We start from the raw sequence: 23,246 nt of genomic DNA on the forward strand, positions 1-23,246 counted from the left end.
GGCGGCGGCCCGCGCCCGGTAGGGTCGCGGGCTATGGCGGCGGAGGTGCATCACCGTTCCGGCCCGCTGATCCGGCGCGCGCGAATCGCCGTGGCGGCCCAATTCCTCACCAACGGCGCACTTTTCGCGAACCTGCTGCCGCGCTTCCCCGAGATCAAATCCGATCTGGGCCTGTCCAATACCGTGTACGGCCTGGCGATCGGGGCGTTCTCGACCGGCGCCTTCGTCGCCGGTCTGGGTGCCGGAGCGCTGATCCGGCGGTTCACCTCCGCCCGCGTCGCCGTCGGCGGCACGGTGGGCATCGCGGTGTTCGTCCTCGCCGCGGCGGTGGCGCCGTCGGCGATGTGGCTGGCGGCGGCGCTGCTGGTGGCGGGCGCCTGCGATGCGTGCACCGATGTGGCCCAGAATGCGCACGCTCTGCGGGTGCAGCGCCACTACGGCCGGTCGATCATCAACTCGGTGCACGCGGTGTGGGCCGCCGGCGCGGTGCTGGGCGGTCTGATGGCCACCGGGGCCATCGCGCTGCACATCCCGCGCAGCGTGCACCTCGGGGTCGCCGCGGTGCTGTTCAGCATGGTCGTCCTGGTGGCCTACCGGTTCATGCTGCCCGGCGCGGACCACGACGAACACCTCGCCGACGCACCCGGCGCGACCGGACGCGCCGGCCCGCGGGGGTATCTGCTGCTGGCCGCGCTGGCCGCGCTGGCGGCGATCGCGATCGCCGGGGCGCTGGTCGAGGATGCCGGCAGCTCCTGGGCGGCGCTGTATCTGAGCCACAGCGTCGGCGCGCCCGCCGCGGTCGCCGGCCTGGGCTACGTCGCCCTGGCCGGGGCCATGTTCGTCGGCCGGCTGGCCGGCGACCGACTGGTCGACCGCTTCGGTGACGTCACGGTGGCCAGGGCGGGCGGACTGCTGGTGGCCGGCGGGATGGGGGCCGCGCTGGCGGTGCCCAGCGTGCCGGGGACCCTGGCCGGTTTCGCGGCTGCCGGGCTGGGCGTGGCCACCTGGATTCCGGCGGCGATGAACCGTGCCGATCAACTCCCCGGCCTGCGGCCGGGCACGGGCCTCACCCTGCTGACCTGGCTGCTGCGGATCGGCTTCCTGGCCTCGCCGCCGGTGGTCGGCTTCATCGCGGACACCACCAGCTTGCGGATCGGTCTGCTCAGCGTGCCGGTCGCCGGCATCGTGGTGATCGTCGCGGCCGGTGCTCTCAGGGCGAGAGGCCGGTCAGCTCGATCGTGAGCACACCGGCCGCGATCAGCGCGATCCCGAGCCCCATGATCGGCGTCAGCCGCTCGCCGAACAGGAATCTGGCCAGCACCGCCACCAGCGCCACTCCGCACGCCGTCCAGATGCCGTACACCAGACCCACCGGCGCACCCAGCGACAGCGTCAGCCACAGCAGATAGAACGACGCCAGATAGCCGATCACCACCGGAGCGATCCACACCTTGCGACGGAAACCCTCCGATGCGCGCAACGCCAGGGTGGCGATCACCTCGAGCGCGATGGCCGACCCGAGGACCAGGTAGATCACGAGGCAACGTCGCCGGTTGCGCGGGCGTGGGAGCCGAACTCGACGAGCAGCACACCCGCGATGATCAAGCCGATCCCCGCGGCGATCGGCCAGGTGAACGGATCGCCGAAAATCGCCGCCGCGAGCACCGCCGTCGCCGCGGTGCCCGACGCGCCCCAGATGCCGTAGGCGACGCCGACGGGCATACCCGCCCGCAGTACGGCCGTCAGCAAGACGAACCCGCCGAGGTAGCCGAACACCACCGCGACGAGCCAGCCACTGTGATCCTGGGACGCCCGCAGGGCCAGTGTGGCGGCCACCTCACTGGCGATCGCTCCTGCCAGGAGCACCGACTTCTGCACCGGCTCAACCTATCCGAGGGTGGGTAGCCTGGATGGGCCGACGCTCGGTGCGGATTTGCCGAGACCGGCGAAGCGAGTACGGAGAGGAGGGCAGCGCATGACTGCCGAGACATCCAGTGCGATCCCGGTCGCCGAGCCCGTCGTCGAGACGGTGCACGGGCCGGTCCGCGGGCGAGACGACGGGGTCGCCGCGGTGTGGCGGGGCATCCGGTACGCCGCCGCTCCGGTCGGGGAACTGCGGTGGCGTGCGCCTCAGCCGCCCGAGCCGTGGCGCGAGGTCGCCGACGCCCGCCGGGTGGGACCGGCCGCTCCGCAACCGGTGTTCCCGGGGATCCCGTTCGATCTGGGCGCCCCGCAGGGCGAGGACAGCCTGGTGCTCAACGTGTGGGCGCCGTCGGGAACCACGGCCGCCGACGCCAAGCCGGTGCTGGTGTGGGTGCACGGCGGCGCCTACCTGATCGGCGCGGCCACCCAGCCGCTCTATCGGGGCCGCGCCCTGTCGTCCGACGCGGATGTCGTGGTGGTGACGGTGAACTACCGTCTCGGCGCATTCGGCTTCCTCGATCTGTCGTCGCTGAGCACCCCGCGCACCCGCTTCGACACCAATCCGGGACTGCGTGACGTGCTGTTCGCGCTGCAGTGGGTCCGCGACAACATCGCCGGCTTCGGTGGCGACCCGCAACGGGTCACGCTGTTCGGGGAGTCGGCGGGCGGCGGCATCGTCACTACGCTGCTGACCAGCCCGGCCGCCGAGGGACTCTTCTCGGCGGCGATCGCGCAGAGCTCCCCGGTGACATCGGTCTACAGCGCCGACCGGGGTCGGCGGACCGCCGAGCAGTTCCTGGAGCGGCTCGGGGTGGCGCCCGCCGATGGCGACCGGCTGCCCGATGCGCCGTTGGCCGCCGTGCTGGCCGCCTCGAAGAAGCTGTTCGACGAGGTGCCGGTGCAGATGCCCGGCACCCTGGCGTTCGCGCCGGTGGTGGACGGCGACATCGTCCCCGACTTCCCCGCCCACGCCGCGCGGGCCGGGCGGTCGCTGCCCGTCCCGCTGATCATCGGGTCCAACAAACATGAGGCGGCGCTGTTCCGGTGGATGAAGTCGCCGCTGATGCCGATCACACCCGAGGCGATCACCGCGATGTTCGCCGACATCGCCGTCGAACAGCCCGGCCTGCAGATCCCCTCCGACGAACAGCTCGGTTCGGCCTATCCCGGCCTCAAGGGCAAGGCCCGCGGGATGGGTGTGGCGCGTGACATCGGCTTCCGGATGCCGTCGGTGTGGTTCGCCGAGGGACACAGTGCGGTGGCCCCGGTGTATCTCTACCGGTTCGACTACGCCACCCCGATGATGCGGCTGCTGCGCCTGGGCGCCGCGCACGCCACCGAGCTGCCTTTCGTGTGGGGCAATCTGTCGGCCGGACCCAAGGATCCGACGTTCAAGCTCGGCGGCCTCAAGACGGGTACGGCGCTGTCGGGGCGGGTGCGCGAGCGCTGGACCGGCCTGGCCCGGGCCGGCGAGCCCGGCGGCGCGCCGCGGTGGCGGCCGTACCGGCCCGGGGACCGCGCGACCCTGGTGATCGACAGCGAGGACCGGGTGGTCGACGACCTCGACGGCGAACTGCGCGCCGCCTGGGGCGACGAGGTGCTCAGCTTCCGGTGAGGTGTGCCCGGTGGTGTGCGACCGGCCGATAGACTCCACGCGGAGGTGTGACCCGTGGATCTGGCGTTTCTGGACGCCCTGCCGCCGCAGATGCGCGACCCGGTGCTGTTCGCGATCCCGTTCTTCCTGCTGTTGCTGACCCTCGAGTGGACCGCGGCGCGCAAGCTGGAGGCCCTGGAGGACGAGCAGCGCAGCCCGGCCGGCTCCTACGCCCGCCGGGACGCGTGGACCAGCATCTCGATGGGTCTGGTGTCGGTCGCGACGACGGCGGCGTGGAAGTTCGTCGCGCTGCTCGGCTACGCCGCGCTCTACACCTACGTCGCGCCGTGGCACCTACCGGCCACGCAGTGGTACACGTGGGTGGTCGCGTTCGTCGGGGTCGACCTGTTGTTCTACGCCTACCACCGGCTGGCGCACCGGATCCGGCTGATCTGGGCGACCCATCAGGCCCACCACTCCAGCGAGTACTTCAACTTCGCGACCGCGTTGCGCCAGAAGTGGAACAACAGCGGCGAGATCCTGATGTGGGTTCCGCTGCCGCTGCTCGGGGTCCCGCCCTGGATGGTGTTCGCCAGTTTCTCGCTGAACCTGATCTACCAGTTCTGGGTGCACACCGAGCGCATCGACAAGCTGTGGCGACCGGTGGAGTTCGTGTTCAACACCCCGTCACACCACCGGGTGCACCACGGCATGGATCCCGAATACCTGGACCGGAACTACGGCGGGGTGTTCATCGTCTGGGATCGGCTGTTCGGCACGTTCGCCCCCGAGGTGGCGCGGCCCCGTTACGGGCTGACCAAGCCCGTCGGCACCTACAACATCTGGACCCTGCAGACCCACGAGTACGCGGCGATCTCGCGCGACGTCCGTCGGGCGACCCGCTGGCGAGACCGGTTCGGGTACACCTTCGGGCCGCCGGGCTGGCAGCCGGCCGCGCGGCGATCCGTCGAACCGGTCGCCGGGGTCGGTTCCTGATCCGGCCCGCGGACCGCCAGGATGAAACGCATGGACGTCAAAGAAGTACTGCTGCCGGGTGTAGGGCTGCGCTTCGAGTTCGACAACCGCGACGGCGACCGCATCGGTGTCGTCGCCCGGCGCAGCGGGGATTTCGAGGTCGTGGTCTACCCGCGGGAGGACCCGGACCAGGCCGAGCAGGTGTTCCGGTTGACCGGTGAGGAGGCCGAGGCGCTCGCCCAGATCCTGGGCGCCCCACGCATCGCCGAACGCTTCGCCGATCTGACCCGCGAGGTGCCCGGACTGGACGCCGGGCAGGTGTCGATCCGCCCGGGCAGCGCGTTCGTGGACCGACCCCTCGGGGAGACCCGGGCCCGCACCCGCACCGGTGCGTCGATCGTGGCGATCGTGCGGGATGACGAGGTCATGGCATCGCCGGGCCCGGCGGAGATCCTGCATGCCGGCGACGTCCTGGTGATCATCGGCACCGAGGACGGCATCGCCGGTGTCGAGGCCATCGTGGCCCGGGATCACCCCAGCGGCCCGCCATCCGGAACCTGATCCGTGGAGGTCTCGGCGACGCTGCTGCTCGAGCTCGGCGTCCTGCTCACGGTGCTCACGGTGCTCGGAACGGTCGCCCGGCGATATGCCCTGTCGCCCATTCCGCTGTATCTCGCCGCGGGGTTGGCGGTCGGCGAGGGCGGACTGGCGCCGGTGCCCGCAGCCGGCGAGTTCCTGGAGACCGGCGCCTCGATCGGTGTCGTACTCCTGTTGCTGACGCTCGGCCTGGAGTTCTCGATCGGGGAGTTCGCGAGCAGCCTGCGCAGGCATCTGCCCTCGGCCGGGGTGGACTTCGTGCTCAACGCCGCGCCGGGCGCGCTGGCGGGGTGGCTGATCGGCCTCGATGCCGTGGGCATCCTCGCCCTCGCCGGGATCACCTGGATCTCCTCGTCCGGCGTCATCGCACGCCTGCTGACGGATCTGCGGCGACTGGGTAACCGGGAGACGCCCGCGGTGCTGTCGGTGCTGGTGCTCGAGGACTTCGCCATGGCGGCATACCTGCCGTTGCTGGCCGTGCTGGCGGCCGGCGGCACCGTCGTGCAGGCGATGGTCGGGATGGCCGTCGCCGTCACCGCACTCGTGGCGGCGTTCGTGGTGTCCTACCGGTGGGGCCACCATGTCGGTCGCCTCATCGCCCACCCGGACAACGAGCAACTGATGCTGCGCATCCTCGGGCTGACCCTCGTGGTCGCCGCGGTGGCCGAGTTCATCCACGCCTCCGCGGCAGTCGGCGCCTTCCTCGTCGGGCTGACGTTGACCGGTGAGGCCGCGGACCGGGCTCGCACCGTGCTCACCCCGTTGCGCGACCTGTTCGCCGCGATCTTCTTCCTCGCCATCGGGGTGTCGGTGTCGCCGGCCGAACTGCTGCCCATGTTGCCGGTCGCCGCAGCCCTCGCGGTGGTCACGGCGCTGACGAAGGTGCTGACCGGGCGCTTCGCGGCCCGGCGCGACGGCGTGGCCCGCGCGGGTCAGCTGCGTGCCGGCACCGCGCTCATCGCGCGCGGGGAGTTCTCGCTGGTCATCATCGGTCTGGTGGGGGCCACCGTCGCGTCGCTGGAGGCGGTGGCGATGCCCTACGTGTTCATCCTGGCGATGGTGGGGCCGGTGATCACGCGCTTCACGGGCGCTCGACTGCCCAAGCGGTCGCGCGCCGGATAGTCTCCGCGGTGTGCAGACCGTCTTCGACGCCCATGTCGACCCCGCCCTCGTCGACCGGGGGCTGGCGCCGGCGAAATTCGGATCCCTTTGGCTGGACGTGCCGCGGCCGGAGCACCCGCCGCTGAGCGTGGACGTCGACGCCGATCTGGTCGTGGTCGGCGGCGGTTACGCCGGCCTGTGGAGCGCTCTGCACGCTGCCGAGCAGCACCCGCACCGACGCATCGTGCTGATCGAGGCCGATCGGATCGGCGGGGCGGCGTCGGGACGCAACGGTGGCTTCGTCGAGGCCAGCCTCACCCATGGACTGGAGAACGGCCGGTCCCGCTGGCCCGACGAACTCGACGAGCTCGAGCGGATGGGCCGGGAGAACCTCGACGGGATGCAGGCCGACATCCGGCGCCTCGGTCTCGACGTCGACTGGCAGCGCACCGGCATGCTGACCGTCGCCACCGAACCGCACCAGGTCGGCTGGCTGACCGAGGCGGCCGCCGCCGGTGAGGGCATGCTGCTCGACCAGGCGCAGGTGCGCGACGAGGTGCACTCGCCGACGTATCTGGCGGGTCTGTTCAGTCCCGACACGTGCGCGATCGTCGACCCCGGGAAGCTGGCGCTGGAGTTGGCGCGGGCCTGCGTGGACGCCGGCGTGCAGATCCACGAGCACACCCGGGCGACGGCACTGCACACCGACGGCACGGGCGTGCGGATCGACAGCCCCGGCGCCCGGGTGACCGCGCGCCGGGCGGTGCTGGCGACCAACGTCTTCCCGAGCCTGCTGCGGCGGAACCGGCTGCACACCGTTCCGGTGTACGACTACGTGCTGGCGACCGAACCGCTGACCGCCGAACAGCTCGAACGCATCGGCTGGCGCAACCGGCAAGGCATCGGCGACAGCGCCAACCAGTTCCACTACTACCGGCTGTCGGCCGACAATCGCATCGTCTGGGGCGGCTACGACGCGGTCTATTTCCCCGGGCGCAGGATCAAGCCGCACTACGAGAACCGGCCGCAGACCTACCGCAAGCTGGCCGCCCACTTCTACCTGACGTTCCCGCAGCTGGCCGATGTCCGGTTCGCATACCGCTGGGGTGGCGCGATCGACACCAACACCCGCTTCTGTGCGCACTGGGGCCTGGCCCGCGGCGGCCGGGTGGCCTATGTCAACGGGTTCACCGGCCTGGGGGTCGGCGCCACCCGCTTCGCCGCCGACGTATGCCTGGACCTGCTGGAACGCCGTGACACGCCGCGCACCCGGCTGGCCATGGTGCGCCGCAAACCGCTGCCGTTCCCGCCCGAACCGATCGCCTCGATCGGCATCCAGGCCACCCGCTGGTCACTGGACCGGGCCGATCATGCGGCGGGCCGGCGCAACCTGCTGCTGCGCACGCTCGACCGGTTGGGGCTCGGTTTCGACTCTTGACCGACCCGTGACGACACGCTTCGGTAACGGTGCTTGACAATGGGGCGATACACCTCACGAATCACGCAACCCACCGGGGAGGGGAGCCACCATGCGTCGCATGCTGAGTCGCACACTGATCGGTGTCCTGGCCGCTGCGGCCGCATTCTTCGCCACCCTCGTCGGCCCGCCGGTGCACGCCAAGGCCGACCCCGGAGTGCTGGTGTTCCCCGGCATGGAGATCCGGCAGGGGTCCAATCTGTGCACCCTGGCCTTCGTCGACGTGGAGGCCCGCGTCGCCTACACCGCGGGACACTGCCGCGGCGGCGCCGGGGTCACCGACAAGACCAACGGATTCCTGGGCAGCCAGGTCGCGTTCTCCGACAACACGCCCGACGGCACCACGATCGACACCAACCACCAGATCTCGGACTGGCAGACCATCGCGCTGGCGTCCGACGTCCAGGTCAACAATGTGCTGCCCAACGGCCGGCCGCTGGTGCAGGACGCCTCGGTGGTGGTGGCGCCGGGCATGCCGGTGTGCCACTTCGGCATCATGACCGGCGAGTCGTGCGGCACCATCGAGTCGGTCAACAACGGCTGGTTCACCATGGCCAACGGTGTGCGCAGCCAGAAGGGTGACTCCGGCGGGCCGGTGTACTTCAACGCCCCCGACGGTCGGGCCGTCATCCTCGGCATCTACAACAGCACCTGGGGCAGCTTCCCGGCCGCCGTCTCCTGGCAGTCCGCGCTGGCGCAGGCCGGCGCGCCGGTGTTGGTCGCCTCGGGCGCCGCCTGAGCGCTACCTCAGCAGTTCGAACACCGGGATCGACGGAGCGGTGGCGCGTAGTTCGTTCTCGCCGGACTCCGGCGTCAGACCGCCGACGTGGCCCTTGACCTCCCAGTACCACCGCTTCAGATAGCGCCGCAGCAGCTCGGGCTTGTCGTCGTCGGCCACCTCGGCCAGCCGCACGGTGTGGCGGCGCCTGCGCGACCCGACCTCCACCTCACCCGCGGCCCGCGCGTTGCGGGCCCATTGGGTGTTGCCGCGGGGGGAGACGACGTACTCGCGGCCGTCGACGGTGAGCACGTTGACGACGACGCCGCGCATCTCACCGGTCTTGCGTCCCCGGACCCGCAGTGATCTGGTCCCGGCGATGCTGATCCCGGCCTCGGCCAGCCTGCGGAAGATCTCGTTGGCGACCCTGGCCGCCAGATTCGGTTCGTCGTAGCGCGGTGTCACGGTCACTCCTCGGTCGATGAATGTGTGAGCGGTGCTCTCGTTTCACGATGCCCCACACTCGCCCAATAAGCAAGAGCACTGCTCACTTTTCTGTCACACTCGGTGCCGTGGGTAAACGGGAGGACAGCCGGGCACGCATCGAGGCCCAGATCGTCGAGGTCGGACGTCGCCACCTGGCCACCGACGGACCCGCCGGGCTGTCGCTACGCGCGATCGCCCGCGAACTCGGCATGGTGTCCTCGGCGGTGTACCGCTACGTGGCCAGCCGCGACGACCTGCTGACCCTGCTGCTGGTCGACGCCTACGGCGAACTCGCGGATTGCGCGGACCGGGAGCGGGCGACGGCAGGGGGGGACTGGCGCGCGGGGGTGCTGGCGATCGCGCACGCGGCGCGTGGGTGGGCGGTCACGCAGCCGGCCCGGTGGGCGCTGCTCTACGGCAGCCCGGTGCCGGGGTACCAGGCGCCGGCCGAGCGCACCGTGATCCCCGGGACGAGGGTGGTCAAGGCGATCTTCGACACCGTCGCCGAAGGGCTGGTCGCCACGACGCAACCGCCTGCGCCGCACGATGTCCCGTCGGACTTCGACCGGCTGCGCGACGAGTTCGGCTTCGGGGGCGGCGACGATCTGGTCATCCGCTGCACTGCGCTGTGGGCGGGTCTGGTGGGCGCCATCAGCCTCGAGGTGTTCGGGCAGTACGGTGCCGATACGTTCAGCGATCCGCCGGGCCTGTTCGACCGGCAACTCCGCCTGCTGATCGAGATGGTGGCCGGGGACAACTAGAACACGTTCTAGCGCAGCCGCCGGTGGGGCGATATTGTCGTGTCGATGCTTGCCCAGACACCTGTCCAGATTGCCTGGGTCACCGACGATCAGGACGCCACCGAACACGCACTCACCACGCTGCTCGGAGCCCGTCGGTGGGTGCGGATGCCGGGCGTCCACTTCGGGCCCGACAGCTGCCGGTTCCGCGGTGAACCCGCCGACTTCGTCGCCGACGTCTCACTCAGCTACGCCGGCGACACCCAACTGGAGCTCATCACCCCCGTGCGGGGTGCGAGTCTCTACGCTGAATTCCTCGACCGGCACGGCCCCGGTCTGCACCACATCTGCGTCGAGACCCTCGACGAACCGGCCTTCGACGCCGCCGTCCACGACGCCCGCCAGGCCGGCGCGGACCTGGTGTGCGACGGGGTCATGGCGGGGGGTATGCGCTTCGCCTATGTCGGCGCCGCGCACGCCGGCGTGCCCTACCTGGAGATCGCCTACATCTCCGATGAGATCCGGTCCTTCTTCGATTACGTCAAACAGGAGCAGCAGTGAGCCCCAACGTGCCCGATATCCCCGACATCATCGACGCCGCATCGGTGTCCGAGTGGTCCGACGACGTCGATGTGGTCGTCGTGGGCTTCGGCATCGCCGGTGGCTGCGCGGCGGTCAGCGCCGCCGCGGCCGGTGCGCGGGTGCTGGTCCTCGAACGCGCCGCCGGCGCCGGCGGCACCACCTCGATGGCCGGGGGACACTTCTACCTCGGCGGGGGCACCGCGGTACAGCGGGCGACGGGTCACGACGACTCCGCCGAGGAGATGTACAAGTATCTGGTCTCCCAGGCGCGTGAGCCCGACCACGACAAAATCCGCGCGTACTGCGAGGGCAGCGTCGAGCACTTCGAGTGGCTCGAGGCGCTCGGATTCGAATTCGAGCGCAGCTACTACCCCGGCAAGGTGGTCGTGCCGCCCGGTACCGAGGGCCTGTCCTACACCGGCAACGAGAAGGTGTGGCCGTTCTGCGAACAGGCCCGGCCGGCCCCGCGCGGGCATTCCGTGCCGGTGCCCGGCGAGCTCGGCGGCGCCGACATGGTGATCAAACTCCTCATCAAGCGAGCTGAGGAAGTCGGTGTCGCGGTCCGCTACGAGACCGGCGCCACCAACCTCGTGGTGCAGGACGGTCGCGTCGTCGGTGTGCGGTGGAAGCACTTCACCGAGACCGGCACCGTTCGGGCCGCCTCGGTCGTCATCGCCGCCGGCGGCTTCGCGATGAACCCGCAGATGGTGGCCGAGTTCACCCCGGCGCTGGGGCAGCGACGGCGCACCAAACACCACGGTGAGGTCGAGCCCTACATCCTGGGCAACCCCAACGACGACGGGCTGGGGATCCGGCTGGGCGTGTCCGCCGGCGGCGTGGCCAAAGACCTGGACCAGCTGTTCATCACCGCTGCGGCCTACCCGCCGGAGATCCTGCTCACCGGCGTCATCGTCAACTCCGACGGGCAGCGCTTCGTCGCCGAGGATTCCTACCATTCGCGCACCTCGGCGTTCGTCCTCGAACAGCCGGATCAACGGGCCTATCTGGTCGTCGACGAGGCGCACATGCAGATGCCCGAGATGCCGCTGATCAAGTTCATCGACGGCTGGGAGACCGTCGCGGAGATGGAGGCCGCGCTGGGCATCCCGCAGGGCAATCTCGCGGCCACCCTGGAGCGCTACAACGCCCACGCCGCCCGGGGCGAGGACCCGGACTTCCACAAGCAGCCGGACTATCTCGCGGCGCAGGACACCGGGCCCTATGCGGCGTTCGACCTGTCGCTGGGCGTCGCGATGTATTCGGGCTTCACCATGGGCGGACTCGCCGTGACCGTCGACGGCCAGGTGCTGCGCGACGACGACTCGGTCGTGCCCGGCCTCTACGCGGCGGGCGCCTGTGCGTCGAACATCGCCCAGGACGGTAAGGGTTACGCCAGCGGCACCCAGCTGGGCGAAGGGTCGTTCTTCGGCCGGCGGGCCGGGGCGCACGCGGCCCGGCGGGCGGACGCGCACACCACCGCGGGTTAGGGCGCGGCGGCCCCGACCGGGGCCAGCCGCCACTCGCCGCCGCCGAGCAACGCCAGCTCCTGCTCGTGGAGGTCGACGACGGTGCCGCGGTGCGCGACGCTGACCAGAATGGTGTCGGGTAGCTCGTCGCGGACCATCTGATACAGCATCGTCTCCAGGCCGACGTCGAGCGCCGAGGTCGCCTCGTCCAGGAAGACCGCCTTGGGTTTGGTCAACAGGATGCGGGCGAACGCGACCCGCTGCTGCTCACCGGGGGAGAGCATCTTGACCCAGTCCTGCACCTCGTCCAGCCGTGACACCAGATGCGGCAGCGCCACCTTGTTCAGCATGGCGGCCAACTGTTCGTCGGAGAAGTCCCCGACCTGGCCGGGATAGGACAACACGGCCCGCAGATCGCCGAGCGGCACGTAGGGCATCTGCGACAGGAACATCGTCTCGTGCGGCCCGTACGGGCAGCGCAGCGTGCCGCTGGTGTACGGCCACAGCTGCGCCAGACTCCGCAGCAGCGTCGTCTTGCCGGTGCCCGACATGCCGGTCACGGCCAGGGTGTCACCCGTTTCGAGGCGCAGGTCGATCGGATCGATGAGCTGGGTGCCGTCGGGTGTGCGGACCTCGACGTCGTCGAACTCGACCGCGCCGTCCGTGCTGGCCGCCACCGCGAGGGTGGGCAGCTCGCGGCCCTCGTCGTTGGCGACCACCAGGCCGTGTAACCGGATGATGGCGGCGCGGTAGCCGGCGAAGTCGTCGTACGCGGTCCGGAAGAACGACAACCCGCTCAGGATCGAACGGAACGCCGAGGCCGTCTGACCCAACGCCCCGAGGGTGATCTCGCCGTTGTAGAACCGCTGGAACTGCACCACGTAGGGGATCAGCTCCTGGGCCTGCGTGACCGACAGGTTGAAGCCGGCGAAGCCCATCGTCCGGTTGATGTACTTGCGGTAATTGGTGACGACCGGGGCGAACAGGCGGCGCAGACCCGAACGCTCGGCCGCCTCGCCGCGGTAGAACGCCACGGCTTCGGACGCGTCGCGCAACCGCACCAGCGCGTAACGGAACGCGGCGTTGAACTTCTCGTTGTTGAACGACAGCGTGATGAACGGCCGGCCGATCCGGAACGCGATCACCGTGGCGATGGCGATGTAGACGATGCCGATCCAGAAGATCGCCTTGGGCAGGGTGAACCCCACCAGCGGAAGGGTGACCGGGCCCGACAGGTTCCACAGGATCGCGGTGAACGAGATCATCGAGGCGATCGACGAGACCGCGCCGAACAGCAGGGTGGTCTCCGAACCCTGGTTGGGCCGGTTGGGCTGCGAGTTGACCCCGGCGGTGAAGATGTCGATGTCGGCCTGGATGCGCTGGTCCGGGTTGTCGATCGTGGCGTCGATGAACCGGGACCGGTAGAACGCCTTGCCCTCGAGCCAGTTGCCGGTGAGCTTGTCGGTCAGCCACGCGCGCCAGCGCAGCATGAACCGCTGGGCGAAATACAGATCGAGCATGACCAGCGCGATGTTGATCGTGGCGAGGATGGTGAAGATCAACATCGACAGCCAGAAGCCCTCGCCGCCGGAACTCCGGACCGCGTCGTCGTTGCTGCCCAGCCCGGCCGCGATCACCTGGAAGCTGGTCGACATGTCGTTGCCCTGATAGCTGAACAGGACCGACAGCCGAACCCCGACGATCACCGACAGCAGCAACCCGGCCAGCCACACCCACACGATCACCGAATCGCGGCCGACGTAGTACTCGCGGGTGACCCGCCAGAACTGCCTGCCCCACTCGGTGAACCGGACGATGAGGAACAGGGCGACCATGGTCGCCACCGCCGCATAGACCCACGCCCGGGCGATCCACCACAGCGAGGTCCAGATCTCGTTGCCCCAGTCGAGGGTCGGTGTGAACATCTCCACCGGGGGAAGGTACCGCGCGGACCTGCCGTCGGCCTGTCCGCGCGGCGCCGGACGCGCGAACACGTCCGGCGTGCGGGTCCCGGCAGTGCTCTCGACGATCCCGCCGATCGCCACCCATGCTGGGGTCATGCGGTTACGGGTGCACACCGACGCCGACGACTTCCTGGCGTCCGCCGGCGACTGGTACCGGCGCAGCCCGATCGTGCACACGATCGAACTGTCCCTGCTCCGCCGAGCACTGCCGGGCCCGGAGGATCCGCTGCTGCTGACCGTGTGGGAGGGCGACGAACTGGTGGGTGCGGCGATGCGGACGCCGCCGCTGGCGCTGTTGTGCGGCGGGTTGACCGGCGCCCCGCTGGACGAGACGGTGCGTGCGGTGCACGGTGCGGGCCTCGCCGTGCCGGGTGTGCGCGGTCCGCGGGCGACGACCGAGAGGTTCTGCCGGCGGTGGTGTGCGCACACCGGGTCGGTCGCCGAGGGGACCGTCGAGGAGCGGCTCTACCGGCTGGGAACGCTGACCGGTCCGGCCGGGGTGGCCGGTGTGCACCGGGTGGCGCGCCCGGCCGATCTGCCGGTGCTCATCCGGTACCAGTGCGACTTCGCGGCGGAGGCGCTCGGCCACGAACCCGACCCGCACCGGGCCGCGGCTGCGGTGGCGGCCGCCGGTGCCGTCGGCGATGCGTATCTGCTGTGGACCGCGCACGGGGCGCCGGTCAGCATGGCCGCGGTGCGCGCGCCGGCCGCCGGGGTGTCGCGGATCGGGCCGGTGTACACCCCGCCGGAGGTGCGCGGCCGCGGCTTCGGGTCGGCGGTGACCGCGGCGGCCTGCCGCTGGGCGCTGACCGCCGGAGCCCGGCACGTCGTGCTGTTCGCCGATGTGGCGAATCCGGCGAGCAACCACGTCTACCGCAAGCTCGGATTCGTCCCGGTGGGAGATTCGCTCATCGTGGACCTCCGCGTACCGTAAACGTGTGCCCAAGACGAGTTCCCGCACCACCGGCCGCCTGAGCGGCAAGTTCTGGAAGCTGCTCGGCGCCGCCACCGAGAAGAACCAGGGCCGATCACTGGCACAGGTCACCGCGTCGGCCGACTTCGACGACAAGGCCGCCGACCTCGATGACGAACAGCTGCGCAAAGCCGCACGACTGCTGCGCCTGGAAGACCTCGCCGAGGCCGCCGACATCCCGCAGTTCCTCGCGATCGCCCGGGAGGCGGCCGAGCGGACCACCTCGCTCCGTCCTTTTGATGTCCAGCTGCTCGGCGCGCTGCGGATGCTGGCCGGCGACGTTGTGGAGATGGCGACCGGTGAAGGCAAGACGCTCTCGGGTGCGATCGCCGCCGCCGGCTACGCCATCGGCGGACGCAGCGTGCACGTCATCACCATCAACGACTACCTGGCCCGCCGCGACGCGCAGTGGATGGGTCCGCTGCTGGAGGCGCTCGGGCTGACCGTCGGCTGGATCACCGCCGAGTCCAGCGCGCAACAGCGCCGGGACGCGTACGCCTGCGACGTCACCTACGCGTCGGTCAACGAGATCGGCTTCGACGTGCTGCGCGATCAGCTCGTCATCGACGTCGACGACCTGGTCTCGCCGCGCCCCGACGTGGCGCTGATCGACGAGGCCGATTCGGTGCTGGTCGACGAGGCGCTGGTGCCCCTCGTGCTGGCCGGAACGAGCCACCGCGAGACACCGCGGGTCGAGCTGATCCGGATGGTGGGGGAGCTGACCGCCGGCACGGATTACGAGACCGACGCCGAGAGCCGCAACGTCCACCTCACCGACCGTGGCGCCCGCAAACTCGAGGCCAAGCTCGGCGGGATCGACCTCTACTCCGAGGAACACGTCGTCTCGACGCTGACCGAGGTCAACGTGGCGTTGCACGCGCACGTACTGCTGCAGCGCGATGTGCACTACATCGTCCGCGACGGCGCCGTCCACCTCATCAACGCCTCCCGCGGCCGCATCGCGCAGCTACAGCGCTGGCCCGACGGTCTGCAGGCGGCCGTCGAGGCCAAAGAGGGCATCGAGACCACCGAGACCGGTGAGGTGCTCGACACCATCACCGTTCAGGCGCTGATCAATCGGTACCCGACGGTGTGCGGAATGACCGGCACCGCATTGGCCGCCGGTGAGCAGCTGCGCCAGTTCTACAAGCTCGGGGTGTCGCCGATCGAGCCGAACAAGCCCAACGTGCGCGAGGACGAGGCCGACCGGGTGTATGTGACCGCAGCCGCCCGGACCGAGGCGATCATCGCCCACGTCGAGGACGTGCACGCCACCGGGCAGCCGGTGCTGATCGGCACCCGCGACGTCGCCGAATCCGAGGAACTGCACGAGAAGCTGGTTCGGCACGGGATCCCGGCCGTTGTGCTCAACGCCAAGAACGACGCCGAGGAGGCCGCGGTCATCGCCGAGGCCGGCTCGCTGGGCGCCGTCACGGTGTCCACCCAGATGGCCGGTCGCGGTACCGACATCCGGTTGGGCGGCTCCGACGCCGACGATCACGCCGCCGAACACGAACGCGTCGCCGAGCTGGGCGGGCTGCACGTCGTCGGCACCGGGCGCCATCACACCGAGCGGCTGGACAACCAGCTGCGCGGGCGCGCCGGGCGACAGGGCGATCCGGGGTCGTCGGTCTTCTTCTCCAGCTGGGACGACGAGCTGGTGCTCGCCCATCTCGACCCCACCAAACTGCCGATGCAGGCCGACGAGGACGGCCGGGTGCTCAGCGACAAGGCCGCCGGGCTGCTCGACCATGCCCAGCGCATCGCCGAGGGGCGGCTGCTGGACGTGCACGCCAACACCTGGCGTTACAACCAGCTCACCGCTCAGCAGCGCGCGATCATCGTCGAACGGCGGGACACGCTGCTGCGCACCGCGGCCGCCCGCGAAGAGCTCGCCGAGCTGTCCCCGAAACGCTACGAGGAGCTCTCCGAGCAGCTCTCCGAGGAGCGGCTGGAGAAGATCTGCCGGCTGATCATGCTGTACCACCTCGACCGGGGCTGGTGTGAACACCTGGCCTACCTGGCCGACATCCGCGAGAGCATCCATCTGCGGGCACTCGGCCGGCAGAATCCGCTCGACGAGTTCCACCGGATGGCCGTCGACGCGTTCGCCTCACTGGCCGCCGACGCCATCGAGGCCGCCCAGCAGACGTTCGAGACGGCCCCGTCCATCGAGGACGAGCCGGGTGTCGACCTGTCGAAACTGGCCCGCCCGACCTCGACGTGGACCTACATGGTGCACGACAATCCGCTGGCCGACGACACGATGGCGGCGCTGAGCCTGCCCGGGGTGTTCCGATAGATTCAGGCCATGAACGCTCCGGGGGCGGGCGCCGAGGACCGGGTGGTGACGGTGCCCAACGCGCTGTCGGTGCTGCGCCTGGCGCTGGTGCCGGTATTCCTCTGGCTGCTGTTCGGTGCGCACGCCAACGGGTGGGCGGTCGGGGTGTTGATGTTCAGCGGGTTCTCCGACTGGGCCGACGGCAAGATCGCCCGGCTGGTGGCCAACCAGTCCTCGCGGCTCGGCGAATTGCTCGATCCGCTGGTCGATCGCATCTACATGATCACGGTGCCGCTGGCGCTCGCCGCGCACGGCACGGTGCCGTGGTGGTTCGTCGTGACCCTGTTGGGGCGCGATCTGGTGCTGGCCGCCACGCTGCCGCTGCTGCGTAGCCGCGGACTGGCCGCCCTGCCGGTCACCTATCTCGGCAAAGCCGCCACGTTCGCGCTGATGTCGGGCTTCCCGTTGGTGTTGCTGGGGCAGTGGGACCAGGTGTGGAGCCGCCTGGTGCTCGCCTGTGGCTGGGGATTTCTGGGATGGGGGCTGGCGCTGTACCTGTGGTCGGGTGTGCTGTACCTGATGCAGGTCGGGCTGGTGCTGCGGCGGATGCCGAAGGTGGGCGCCGGTGGCTGAGCCGCCGACCGACGTCGACCGCACGCTCGGCGGGTTCGATCCGTCGGCCGGGCGCAGTCAACACGCTGCCGGCGCCCCGACGCGGATCCCGGTGCCCTCGCTGCTGCGTTCGCTGTTGACCGACCACCACGATCCCGGCTACGCCGCTGCAGCATCGGCCCGGCGGGCGGGCGCGCGCCGTGGCCGCGCCGGCGAGTGGACCTGGCAGATCGCGGCCGCGGTCGCGGTGGCGGCGGTGTTCTCGGTCGCCGCGGCGCAGGCGCAGATCGCCGCACCGGCGGCCCGGGAGGCCCAGCAGGTGCTGGCCGGCAGCGTGCGTTCGGCCGAGGCCACCGACGACCAACTGGCCGCCGAGCGCAGCACGCTGGCCGCCGCGGTGGCCGCTCAGCGGCGCAGCCGGCTTGAGGGCGACGAACTCGGCCGCCGGCTGCTCGCCGAACTCGACGTCGCCGACGCCGAGGCGGCGGCCACGGCGGCGATCGGACCGGGTCTGGTGGTCACCGTGACCGAACCCGGGATGTCCAAGAACCTCTCCGACGTCGCCGAACAGCGGGTCGAGGGCAGCCGTCAGGTCATTCTCGACCGCGATCTGCAGCTGGTGGTGAACTCGCTGTGGGTCAGCGGGGCGGAGGCCATCGCGATCGGAGATGTGCGCATCGGCCCCAACGTCACCATCCGGCAGGCCGGGGGCGGCATCCTGGTCGACAACCAGCCCGTCAGCAGCCCCTACGTGTTGCAGGCGATCGGTCCACCGAACACGATGGCCGAGTCGTTCGAACGCAGCAGCGGACTGCAACGTCTGCGGCTGCTCGAGGCCTCCTACGGTGTCGGGGTCACCGTCGCCACCGCCGACGCACTGACCGTCCCCGCCGGGTCGGTGCGCGAGGTCAACTTCGCCGAACGGCGCGGTGGCTGACATGACCCGACCACGAACGGATCACCGATGATCGGAATCGCCGCCCTCGTCGTGGGCATCGTGCTGGGCCTGGTGTTCCGGCCCAGCGTGCCCGAAGTCGTCGAGCCCTACCTGCCGATCGCGGTGGTGGCGGCGCTGGACGCGGTATTCGGCGGCCTGCGGGCATATCTGGAGCGGATCTTCGACGCGAAGGTCTTCGTGGTGTCGTTCGTCTTCAACGTGCTGGTCGCCGCCCTGATCGTCTACGTGGGCGATCAGCTCGGGGTCGGGACGCAGCTCTCGACCGCCATCATCGTGGTGCTCGGCATCCGCATCTTCGGAAACGCCGCCGCCCTCCGGCGCCGGCTGTTCGGGGCCTGAGATGGCCGATTCTCGCGACCACTCAAGCGACCACTCAGGCGACCACTCGGGCGACCGGGCCCGCGAACACGGCCGGCACGAACTTCCGCCCGCCGCCGCGCCCCACCACCGGCCGCACCGCCGCGGCCGCACCGTGTTCGGCGTCCTGGCCGTGCTGCTGTGCCTGCTGCTCGGCGTGGCGATCGTCACCCAGGTCCGTCAGCACGACTCCGGCGACAATCTCGAGACCGCCCGACCCGCGGATCTGCTCGTGCTGCTCGACTCGCTGCAACAGCGGGAGGCCTCGCTCAACAGCGAGGTCAACGACCTGCGCCGGACGCTGGAACAGCTGCAGGCCACCGGCAGTACCGATCAGGCCGCGATCGAGAACGCGCAGGCCCGGCTGGCGGCGCTGTCCATCCTCATCGGCACCGTGGCGGCCACCGGCCCCGGTGTGACGATCACCATCTCCGACACCACCCCGGGGGTGCCGGCAGAGACCCTGCTCGACGTGGTCAACGAGCTGCGGGCGGCCGGGGCGGAGGCCATCGAGATCCAGGGGGTGAGCCAGGGCGGCGCCGGCGATCAGCGCACCGCGGTGCGCGTCGGCGTGGACACCTGGGTGGTCGGCAGACCGGGGGCCCTGATCGTCGACGGTGCCACACTGAACCCGCCCTACACGGTTCTGGCGATCGGCGATCCGCCCACCCTGGCCGCCGCGATGAACATCCCCGGCGGCGCCATGGACAGCGTCGAGCGCGTCGGTGGGACGATGGTGGTGCAGCAGGCCGATCGCGTCGACGTGGCCGCCTTGCGGCAACCGAAACCGCGCCAATACGCTCAGCCAGTCAAATGAGCCGCAGCGTGTCCGGACCCCACCCGAAGTACGAAGGAGCCCCGTGAGCGACATCCCAGCCGAGCTGTACTACACCGAGGAACACGAGTGGGTGCTGCGTACCGGTGACGACACCGTGCGGGTCGGGATCACCGACTACGCGCAGGCGGCGCTCGGCGACGTCGTCTTCGTGCAGCTGCCCGACGTCGGTGCGGAGCTGACCTCCGGGGAGACGTTCGGTGAGGTCGAGTCGACCAAGTCGGTGTCGGACCTGTACGCCCCGGTCAGCGCGAAAGTGCTTGCCGTCAACGCGAATCTGGACGGTAGCCCCGATCTGGTGAATTCCGACCCCTACGGCGAGGGCTGGCTGGTCGATCTCCAGCTCGACACCGACGATATGGAGGCCGCTCTGGGCGGCCTGCTCGACGCCGACGGTTACCGTGCCGTGGCGAGCGAGTGAGCAGTTGCTAGGGTTCTGCAGACCAAGAGGCGGATCCGGCCGTGGTGGACACAACGACGTCTGCTGCGCGGTACGGTCGAATGTGACACGACGACCGGGGACCGGCCGGGTATCGCCACAGCAGCCAGTGAGGAGCAGCGGGTGACGGACAAGGACATCAACTCTGGGGCTGACCAGACGTCTGACGAAGTCACCGTGGAGACGACATCGGTCTTCCGCGCCGACTTCCTCAACGAACTCGACGCTCCTGCGGCGCCGAGTGGGGAAAGCGCCGTGTCGGGTGTCGAGGGCCTGCCCGTCGGGTCGGCACTGCTGGTCGTCAAGCGCGGTCCGAACGCCGGTTCACGGTTCCTGCTCGACCAGCCGACCACGTCGGCGGGCCGGCACCCGGACAGTGACATCTTTCTCGACGACGTGACCGTGAGCCGTCGCCACGCCGAGTTCCGGCTGGAGAGCGGCGAGTTCCAGGTGGTCGACGTGGGCAGCCTCAACGGCACCTACGTCAACCGTGAGCCGGTGGATTCGGCCGTGCTGGCCAACGGCGACGAGGTGCAGATCGGCAAGTTCCGCCTGGTGTTCCTGACCGGGCCCGCCGACGACGACGGTGGCGCGGCCGGCTAGTCGCGCGTCCCGTCCCAGCAGCCCATGACACAGCCCGAACGGCCGGCTCTGGCCGGCATGTCCATCGGAGCTGTGCTGGATCTGCTGCGGCCGGACTTTCCGGACGTCACCATCTCCAAGATCCGCTTTCTGGAGGCGGAGGGGCTGGTGACCCCGGAGCGGACGGCGTCGGGCTACCGGCGGTTCACCGCCTACGACTGTGCGCGGCTGCGTTTCATCCTGACCGCGCAGCGCGATCAGTACCTACCGCTGAAGGTGATCAAGGCGCAGCTCGACGCGCAGCCCGACGGTGAGTTGCCCCACGGCGGAACCCCTTACGGGGTACCGCGTCTGGTGACCGTCGACGGGGTCGGCGGGGAGGCCGGCAGGCTGGCCGGGGTGGGGCCGGCGCAGGTGCGGCTGAGTCGCGAGGATCTGCTGGAGCGCTCGGGCGTCGGGGAGGAGCTGCTGGGCGCCCTGCTCAAGGCCGGGGTGATCACGCCGATCTTCAAGGCCGCCGGAACGATTCTGTTCGACGAGCACTCGGTGGTGATCGCCCAGTGCGCCCGAGCGCTCGCCGACTACGGCGTGGAGCCGCGGCATCTGCGGGCTTTCCGGTCGGCGGCCGACCGGCAGTCCGATCTGATCGCCCAGATCGCGGGCCCGATGGTCAAGGCGGGCAAGGCCGGTGCGCGCGACCGGGCCGACGACCTGGCCCGCGAGGTGGCCGCGCTGGCCATCACGTTGCACACGTCCCTGATCAAATCGGCCGTACGCGACGTACTGGATCGGTGAGGATTAGACTCGTCCAGACGAGTTGAAGACGATTCGGCTCCGACGTCAGATCCCGTATCTGGCAGGCAGGACCGTCCGATGAGGACAACGAGCACACCGGTGCGGAGGGCAGTATCTGATGGCTGAGGTTCGTGTGATCGGTATCCGCGTGGAACAGCCCCAGAACCAGCCGGTGCTGTTGCTGCGCGAATCCAACGGCGACCGTTATCTGCCCATCTGGATCGGCCAATCCGAGGCCGCGGCGATCGCACTGGAACAGCAGGGTGTCGAACCGGCACGCCCGCTCACCCACGATCTGATCCGCGACGTGATCGCGGCGCTGGGCCACTCGCTCAAAGAGGTGCGCATCGTGGATCTGCAGGAGGGGACCTTCTACGCCGATCTGATCTTCGATCGGGACATCAAGGTCTCGGCGCGGCCGTCGGATTCGGTGGCGATCGCGCTGCGGGTCGGCGTGCCGATCTATGTCGAAGAGGCGGTGCTGGCCGAGGCCGGGCTGCTGATCCCCGACGAGAACGACGAAGAGGCCACCGGTGCGGTGCGCGAGGACGAGGTCGAGAAGTTCAAGGAGTTCCTCGACAGCGTCTCGCCCGACGACTTCAAGGCGACGTGATCGTGCGAAACCTGCCGTTGGTCACGGATGCGTCTCAACTCGGTGCAGGCCGGTCGACACGCGGCGAGGGCGTTCGGTCCACCCCGTTTTCGGGGTAATACTTTGGGGGCGACGGGCAGTCACGACGTCGCGACAAGCGTATGCTCGGACACATTCGGGCTGGTGGCGGAACCGTTGCAGTGCAGGTCACGGTTGTGGCGGGGTTTGCGAGTTCGATCGGCGAGAGGAATCGGTAGTGGGCGACACGCCACGTCAGGAGCAGCTCGACCTGTCCACCGACGGCACCCCGGCGCAGTCTGTCGCGCCGGCGGGTGAACCGGTGCAGGCCGGACTGTTCCCGGACGACTCGGTGCCCGACGAACTCGTCGGCTACCGCGGTCCCAGTGCCTGCCAGATCGCCGGCATCACCTACCGGCAGCTGGACTATTGGGCCCGCACCTCGCTGGTCGTCCCGTCGATCCGCGGTGCGGCCGGATCCGGCAGCCAGCGCCTGTACTCGTTCAAGGACATCCTGGTCCTCAAGATCGTCAAACGGCTGCTCGATACCGGCATCTCGCTGCACAACATCCGGGTCGCGGTCGACCATCTGCGCCAGCGCGGGGTCAGCGACCTGGCCAACATCACCCTGTTCTCCGACGGCACCACCGTCTACGAGTGCACCTCCGCCGAAGAGGTCGTCGACCTGCTCCAGGGTGGACAGGGCGTCTTCGGCATCGCGGTGTCGGGGGCGATGCGCGAGCTCACCGGCGCGATCGCCGATTTCCCCGGCGAGCGCGCCGACGGTGGCGAGTCGATCGCCGCACCGGAGGACGAGCTGGCCTCGCGCCGTAAGCATCGCGACCGCAAGATCGGCTGACGCGGCTCACACCTCCTCGGGCGGCGGTCGGACCGACCGCCCGGTAGACTCGCCCACGCATCACCCGTGTGCGGGAGAGCTCCGTGGCAGCCGGTCACGGACGCCGAAGGAGCAACACCTCTCCGTCAACCTCTCAGGCACCCAGGACCGTTCACGGCGACGATGCCTCTGGAAAGTGGTGGACACAGTCCACCCGCCCATGGGGAAAGGCGCACACCGGTCCGCTGGGTGCGGTGAATCTCTCAGGCGCCCGCGACGGGTCGACGACAGAGGGAGGGGAACCCAGCGGTTCTTTTCCCATCCGTGGCCCCTCAGAGGAGAC

25 protein-coding genes and 2 riboswitches are annotated in these 23,246 nt (G+C 70.0%); of the genes, 21 read left to right on the forward strand and 4 right to left on the reverse strand.

Annotated elements, in window-relative coordinates:
* The first annotated feature begins 33 nt into the window (after positions 1-33).
* Positions 34-1,242, forward strand: a complete 1,209-nt coding sequence (locus ACN27E_RS03785) for an MFS transporter (RefSeq protein ID WP_422746677.1) — start codon at positions 34-36, stop codon at positions 1,240-1,242.
* Here the strand turns inward: ACN27E_RS03785 and ACN27E_RS03790 are convergent.
* Positions 1,211-1,534 carry a DMT family transporter gene (locus tag ACN27E_RS03790; protein ID WP_422749585.1) on the reverse strand — a complete coding sequence of 108 codons (324 nt, stop codon included), beginning with the start codon at positions 1,532-1,534 and terminating at the stop codon, positions 1,211-1,213. The two genes, ACN27E_RS03785 and ACN27E_RS03790, sit on opposite strands and share 32 nt — an antisense overlap.
* Positions 1,534-1,878: a DMT family transporter gene (locus ACN27E_RS03795; RefSeq protein ID WP_422746679.1), complete on the reverse strand. Its 345-nt coding sequence runs from the start codon at positions 1,876-1,878 to the stop codon at positions 1,534-1,536. Before ACN27E_RS03795 ends, ACN27E_RS03790 begins: the two co-directional genes overlap by 1 nt.
* 97 nt (positions 1,879-1,975) lie before the next feature.
* Between ACN27E_RS03795 and ACN27E_RS03800 the strand changes: the two genes are divergently transcribed.
* The 6 genes from ACN27E_RS03800 to ACN27E_RS03825 all read left to right on the forward strand — a co-directional run bounded on the left by ACN27E_RS03800 (position 1,976) and on the right by ACN27E_RS03825 (position 8,406).
* Positions 1,976-3,538, forward strand: coding sequence for a carboxylesterase/lipase family protein (locus ACN27E_RS03800; RefSeq protein ID WP_422746680.1), 1,563 nt, complete (start codon positions 1,976-1,978; stop codon positions 3,536-3,538).
* A 90-nt stretch (positions 3,539-3,628) separates the two neighbouring features.
* On the forward strand, positions 3,629-4,513 hold the full coding sequence (locus ACN27E_RS03805; protein ID WP_422749587.1) for a sterol desaturase family protein: 885 nt from the start codon (positions 3,629-3,631) through the stop codon (positions 4,511-4,513).
* A 30-nt stretch (positions 4,514-4,543) separates the two neighbouring features.
* The gene (locus ACN27E_RS03810; protein ID WP_422746682.1) at positions 4,544-5,053 is read left to right on the forward strand and encodes a cation:proton antiporter regulatory subunit; all 510 of its coding nucleotides are present in this window, start codon (positions 4,544-4,546) and stop codon (positions 5,051-5,053) included.
* 3 nt (positions 5,054-5,056) lie between these two features.
* Positions 5,057-6,211, forward strand: a complete 1,155-nt coding sequence (locus ACN27E_RS03815; protein ID WP_422746684.1) for a cation:proton antiporter — start codon at positions 5,057-5,059, stop codon at positions 6,209-6,211.
* Positions 6,212-6,221: 10 nt separating this feature from the next.
* Entirely contained in the window at positions 6,222-7,628 is a 1,407-nt protein-coding gene (locus tag ACN27E_RS03820) for an NAD(P)/FAD-dependent oxidoreductase (protein WP_422746686.1), read from the forward strand.
* A gap of 91 nt (positions 7,629-7,719) precedes the next feature.
* A complete protein-coding gene (locus tag ACN27E_RS03825) occupies positions 7,720-8,406 on the forward strand; it encodes a hypothetical protein (protein ID WP_422746688.1) in 687 nt (228 codons plus the stop codon).
* A 3-nt stretch (positions 8,407-8,409) separates the two neighbouring features.
* On the opposite strand, the gene ACN27E_RS03830 is transcribed toward ACN27E_RS03825, so the two are convergent.
* Positions 8,410-8,850: a nitroreductase family deazaflavin-dependent oxidoreductase gene (locus tag ACN27E_RS03830; protein WP_422746689.1), complete on the reverse strand. Its 441-nt coding sequence runs from the start codon at positions 8,848-8,850 to the stop codon at positions 8,410-8,412.
* 107 nt (positions 8,851-8,957) lie between these two features.
* Between ACN27E_RS03830 and ACN27E_RS03835 the strand changes: the two genes are divergently transcribed.
* The 3 genes from ACN27E_RS03835 to ACN27E_RS03845 are packed head-to-tail and all read left to right on the forward strand — an operon-like array spanning position 8,958 to position 11,680.
* The gene (locus ACN27E_RS03835) at positions 8,958-9,632 is read left to right on the forward strand and encodes a TetR/AcrR family transcriptional regulator (protein ID WP_422746690.1); all 675 of its coding nucleotides are present in this window, start codon (positions 8,958-8,960) and stop codon (positions 9,630-9,632) included.
* A gap of 45 nt (positions 9,633-9,677) precedes the next feature.
* Positions 9,678-10,172 carry a VOC family protein gene (locus ACN27E_RS03840; RefSeq protein WP_422746692.1) on the forward strand — a complete coding sequence of 165 codons (495 nt, stop codon included), beginning with the start codon at positions 9,678-9,680 and terminating at the stop codon, positions 10,170-10,172.
* Between the two features lie 8 nt (positions 10,173-10,180).
* Entirely contained in the window at positions 10,181-11,680 is a 1,500-nt protein-coding gene (locus tag ACN27E_RS03845) for an FAD-binding protein (RefSeq protein WP_422749589.1), read from the forward strand.
* On the opposite strand, the gene ACN27E_RS03850 is transcribed toward ACN27E_RS03845, so the two are convergent.
* Complete coding sequence (locus tag ACN27E_RS03850) at positions 11,677-13,590, reverse strand: ABC transporter ATP-binding protein/permease (RefSeq protein ID WP_422749590.1); 1,914 nt, start codon at positions 13,588-13,590, stop codon at positions 11,677-11,679. The two genes, ACN27E_RS03845 and ACN27E_RS03850, sit on opposite strands and share 4 nt — an antisense overlap.
* Positions 13,591-13,717: 127 nt before the next feature.
* On the opposite strand from ACN27E_RS03850, the gene ACN27E_RS03855 reads away from it, so the two are divergent.
* From ACN27E_RS03855 to ACN27E_RS03905, 11 genes are all read left to right on the forward strand, one after another.
* Positions 13,718-14,557 (forward strand): GNAT family N-acetyltransferase, encoded by an 840-nt coding sequence (locus ACN27E_RS03855; protein ID WP_422746694.1) that lies wholly within the window; start codon positions 13,718-13,720, stop codon positions 14,555-14,557.
* 4 nt (positions 14,558-14,561) lie between these two features.
* Complete coding sequence (gene secA2, locus ACN27E_RS03860) at positions 14,562-16,898, forward strand: accessory Sec system translocase SecA2 (RefSeq protein WP_422746696.1); 2,337 nt, start codon at positions 14,562-14,564, stop codon at positions 16,896-16,898.
* A 9-nt stretch (positions 16,899-16,907) separates the two neighbouring features.
* Positions 16,908-17,510, forward strand: a complete 603-nt coding sequence (locus tag ACN27E_RS03865; protein ID WP_422746698.1) for a CDP-alcohol phosphatidyltransferase family protein — start codon at positions 16,908-16,910, stop codon at positions 17,508-17,510.
* Positions 17,503-18,426, forward strand: coding sequence for a DUF881 domain-containing protein (locus ACN27E_RS03870; RefSeq protein WP_422746700.1), 924 nt, complete (start codon positions 17,503-17,505; stop codon positions 18,424-18,426). The genes ACN27E_RS03865 and ACN27E_RS03870 overlap by 8 nt, the downstream gene beginning before the upstream one ends.
* Positions 18,427-18,453: 27 nt before the next feature.
* Positions 18,454-18,786, forward strand: coding sequence for a small basic family protein (locus ACN27E_RS03875; protein ID WP_422746702.1), 333 nt, complete (start codon positions 18,454-18,456; stop codon positions 18,784-18,786).
* 1 nt (position 18,787) lies between these two features.
* Positions 18,788-19,621, forward strand: coding sequence for a DUF881 domain-containing protein (locus ACN27E_RS03880; protein WP_422746703.1), 834 nt, complete (start codon positions 18,788-18,790; stop codon positions 19,619-19,621).
* A 43-nt stretch (positions 19,622-19,664) separates the two neighbouring features.
* Positions 19,665-20,060 carry a glycine cleavage system protein GcvH gene (gene gcvH / locus ACN27E_RS03885; RefSeq protein ID WP_422746704.1) on the forward strand — a complete coding sequence of 132 codons (396 nt, stop codon included), beginning with the start codon at positions 19,665-19,667 and terminating at the stop codon, positions 20,058-20,060.
* Between the two features lie 141 nt (positions 20,061-20,201).
* Complete coding sequence (garA, locus tag ACN27E_RS03890; RefSeq protein WP_422746706.1) at positions 20,202-20,681, forward strand: glycogen accumulation regulator GarA; 480 nt, start codon at positions 20,202-20,204, stop codon at positions 20,679-20,681.
* Between the two features lie 24 nt (positions 20,682-20,705).
* Positions 20,706-21,455 carry a MerR family transcriptional regulator gene (locus tag ACN27E_RS03895; RefSeq protein WP_422746708.1) on the forward strand — a complete coding sequence of 250 codons (750 nt, stop codon included), beginning with the start codon at positions 20,706-20,708 and terminating at the stop codon, positions 21,453-21,455.
* 118 nt (positions 21,456-21,573) lie between these two features.
* Complete coding sequence (locus tag ACN27E_RS03900; protein ID WP_207357050.1) at positions 21,574-22,068, forward strand: bifunctional nuclease family protein; 495 nt, start codon at positions 21,574-21,576, stop codon at positions 22,066-22,068.
* A gap of 235 nt (positions 22,069-22,303) precedes the next feature.
* Positions 22,304-22,924 (forward strand): MerR family transcriptional regulator, encoded by a 621-nt coding sequence (locus tag ACN27E_RS03905; protein ID WP_422746709.1) that lies wholly within the window; start codon positions 22,304-22,306, stop codon positions 22,922-22,924.
* A gap of 61 nt (positions 22,925-22,985) precedes the next feature.
* Positions 22,986-23,084, forward strand: a riboswitch (glycine riboswitch).
* Positions 23,085-23,204, forward strand: a riboswitch (glycine riboswitch).
* Positions 23,205-23,246: the final 42 nt, after the last annotated feature.

The organism is Mycobacterium sp. WMMD1722, from assembly GCF_049315205.1.
Lineage (GTDB): Bacteria > Actinomycetota > Actinomycetes > Mycobacteriales > Mycobacteriaceae > Mycobacterium.

Bases quoted from the DNA above. Each gene is read 5' to 3' on its own strand.
- ACN27E_RS03875 (WP_422746702.1), top strand. From the start codon at position 18,454: ATGATCGGAATCGCCGCCCTCGTCGTGGGCATCGTGCTGGGCCTGGTG.
- ACN27E_RS03895 (WP_422746708.1), top strand. From the start codon at position 20,706: ATGACACAGCCCGAACGGCCGGCTCTGGCCGGCATGTCCATCGGAGCT.
- ACN27E_RS03805 (WP_422749587.1), top strand. From the start codon at position 3,629: ATGCGCGACCCGGTGCTGTTCGCGATCCCGTTCTTCCTGCTGTTGCTG.
- ACN27E_RS03825 (WP_422746688.1), top strand. From the start codon at position 7,720: ATGCGTCGCATGCTGAGTCGCACACTGATCGGTGTCCTGGCCGCTGCG.
- ACN27E_RS03810 (WP_422746682.1), top strand. From the start codon at position 4,544: ATGGACGTCAAAGAAGTACTGCTGCCGGGTGTAGGGCTGCGCTTCGAG.
- ACN27E_RS03880 (WP_422746703.1), top strand. From the start codon at position 18,788: ATGGCCGATTCTCGCGACCACTCAAGCGACCACTCAGGCGACCACTCG.
- ACN27E_RS03840 (WP_422746692.1), top strand. From the start codon at position 9,678: ATGCTTGCCCAGACACCTGTCCAGATTGCCTGGGTCACCGACGATCAG.
- ACN27E_RS03855 (WP_422746694.1), top strand. From the start codon at position 13,718: ATGCGGTTACGGGTGCACACCGACGCCGACGACTTCCTGGCGTCCGCC.
- ACN27E_RS03800 (WP_422746680.1), top strand. From the start codon at position 1,976: ATGACTGCCGAGACATCCAGTGCGATCCCGGTCGCCGAGCCCGTCGTC.
- ACN27E_RS03900 (WP_207357050.1), top strand. From the start codon at position 21,574: ATGGCTGAGGTTCGTGTGATCGGTATCCGCGTGGAACAGCCCCAGAAC.
- ACN27E_RS03865 (WP_422746698.1), top strand. From the start codon at position 16,908: ATGAACGCTCCGGGGGCGGGCGCCGAGGACCGGGTGGTGACGGTGCCC.
- ACN27E_RS03785 (WP_422746677.1), top strand. From the start codon at position 34: ATGGCGGCGGAGGTGCATCACCGTTCCGGCCCGCTGATCCGGCGCGCG.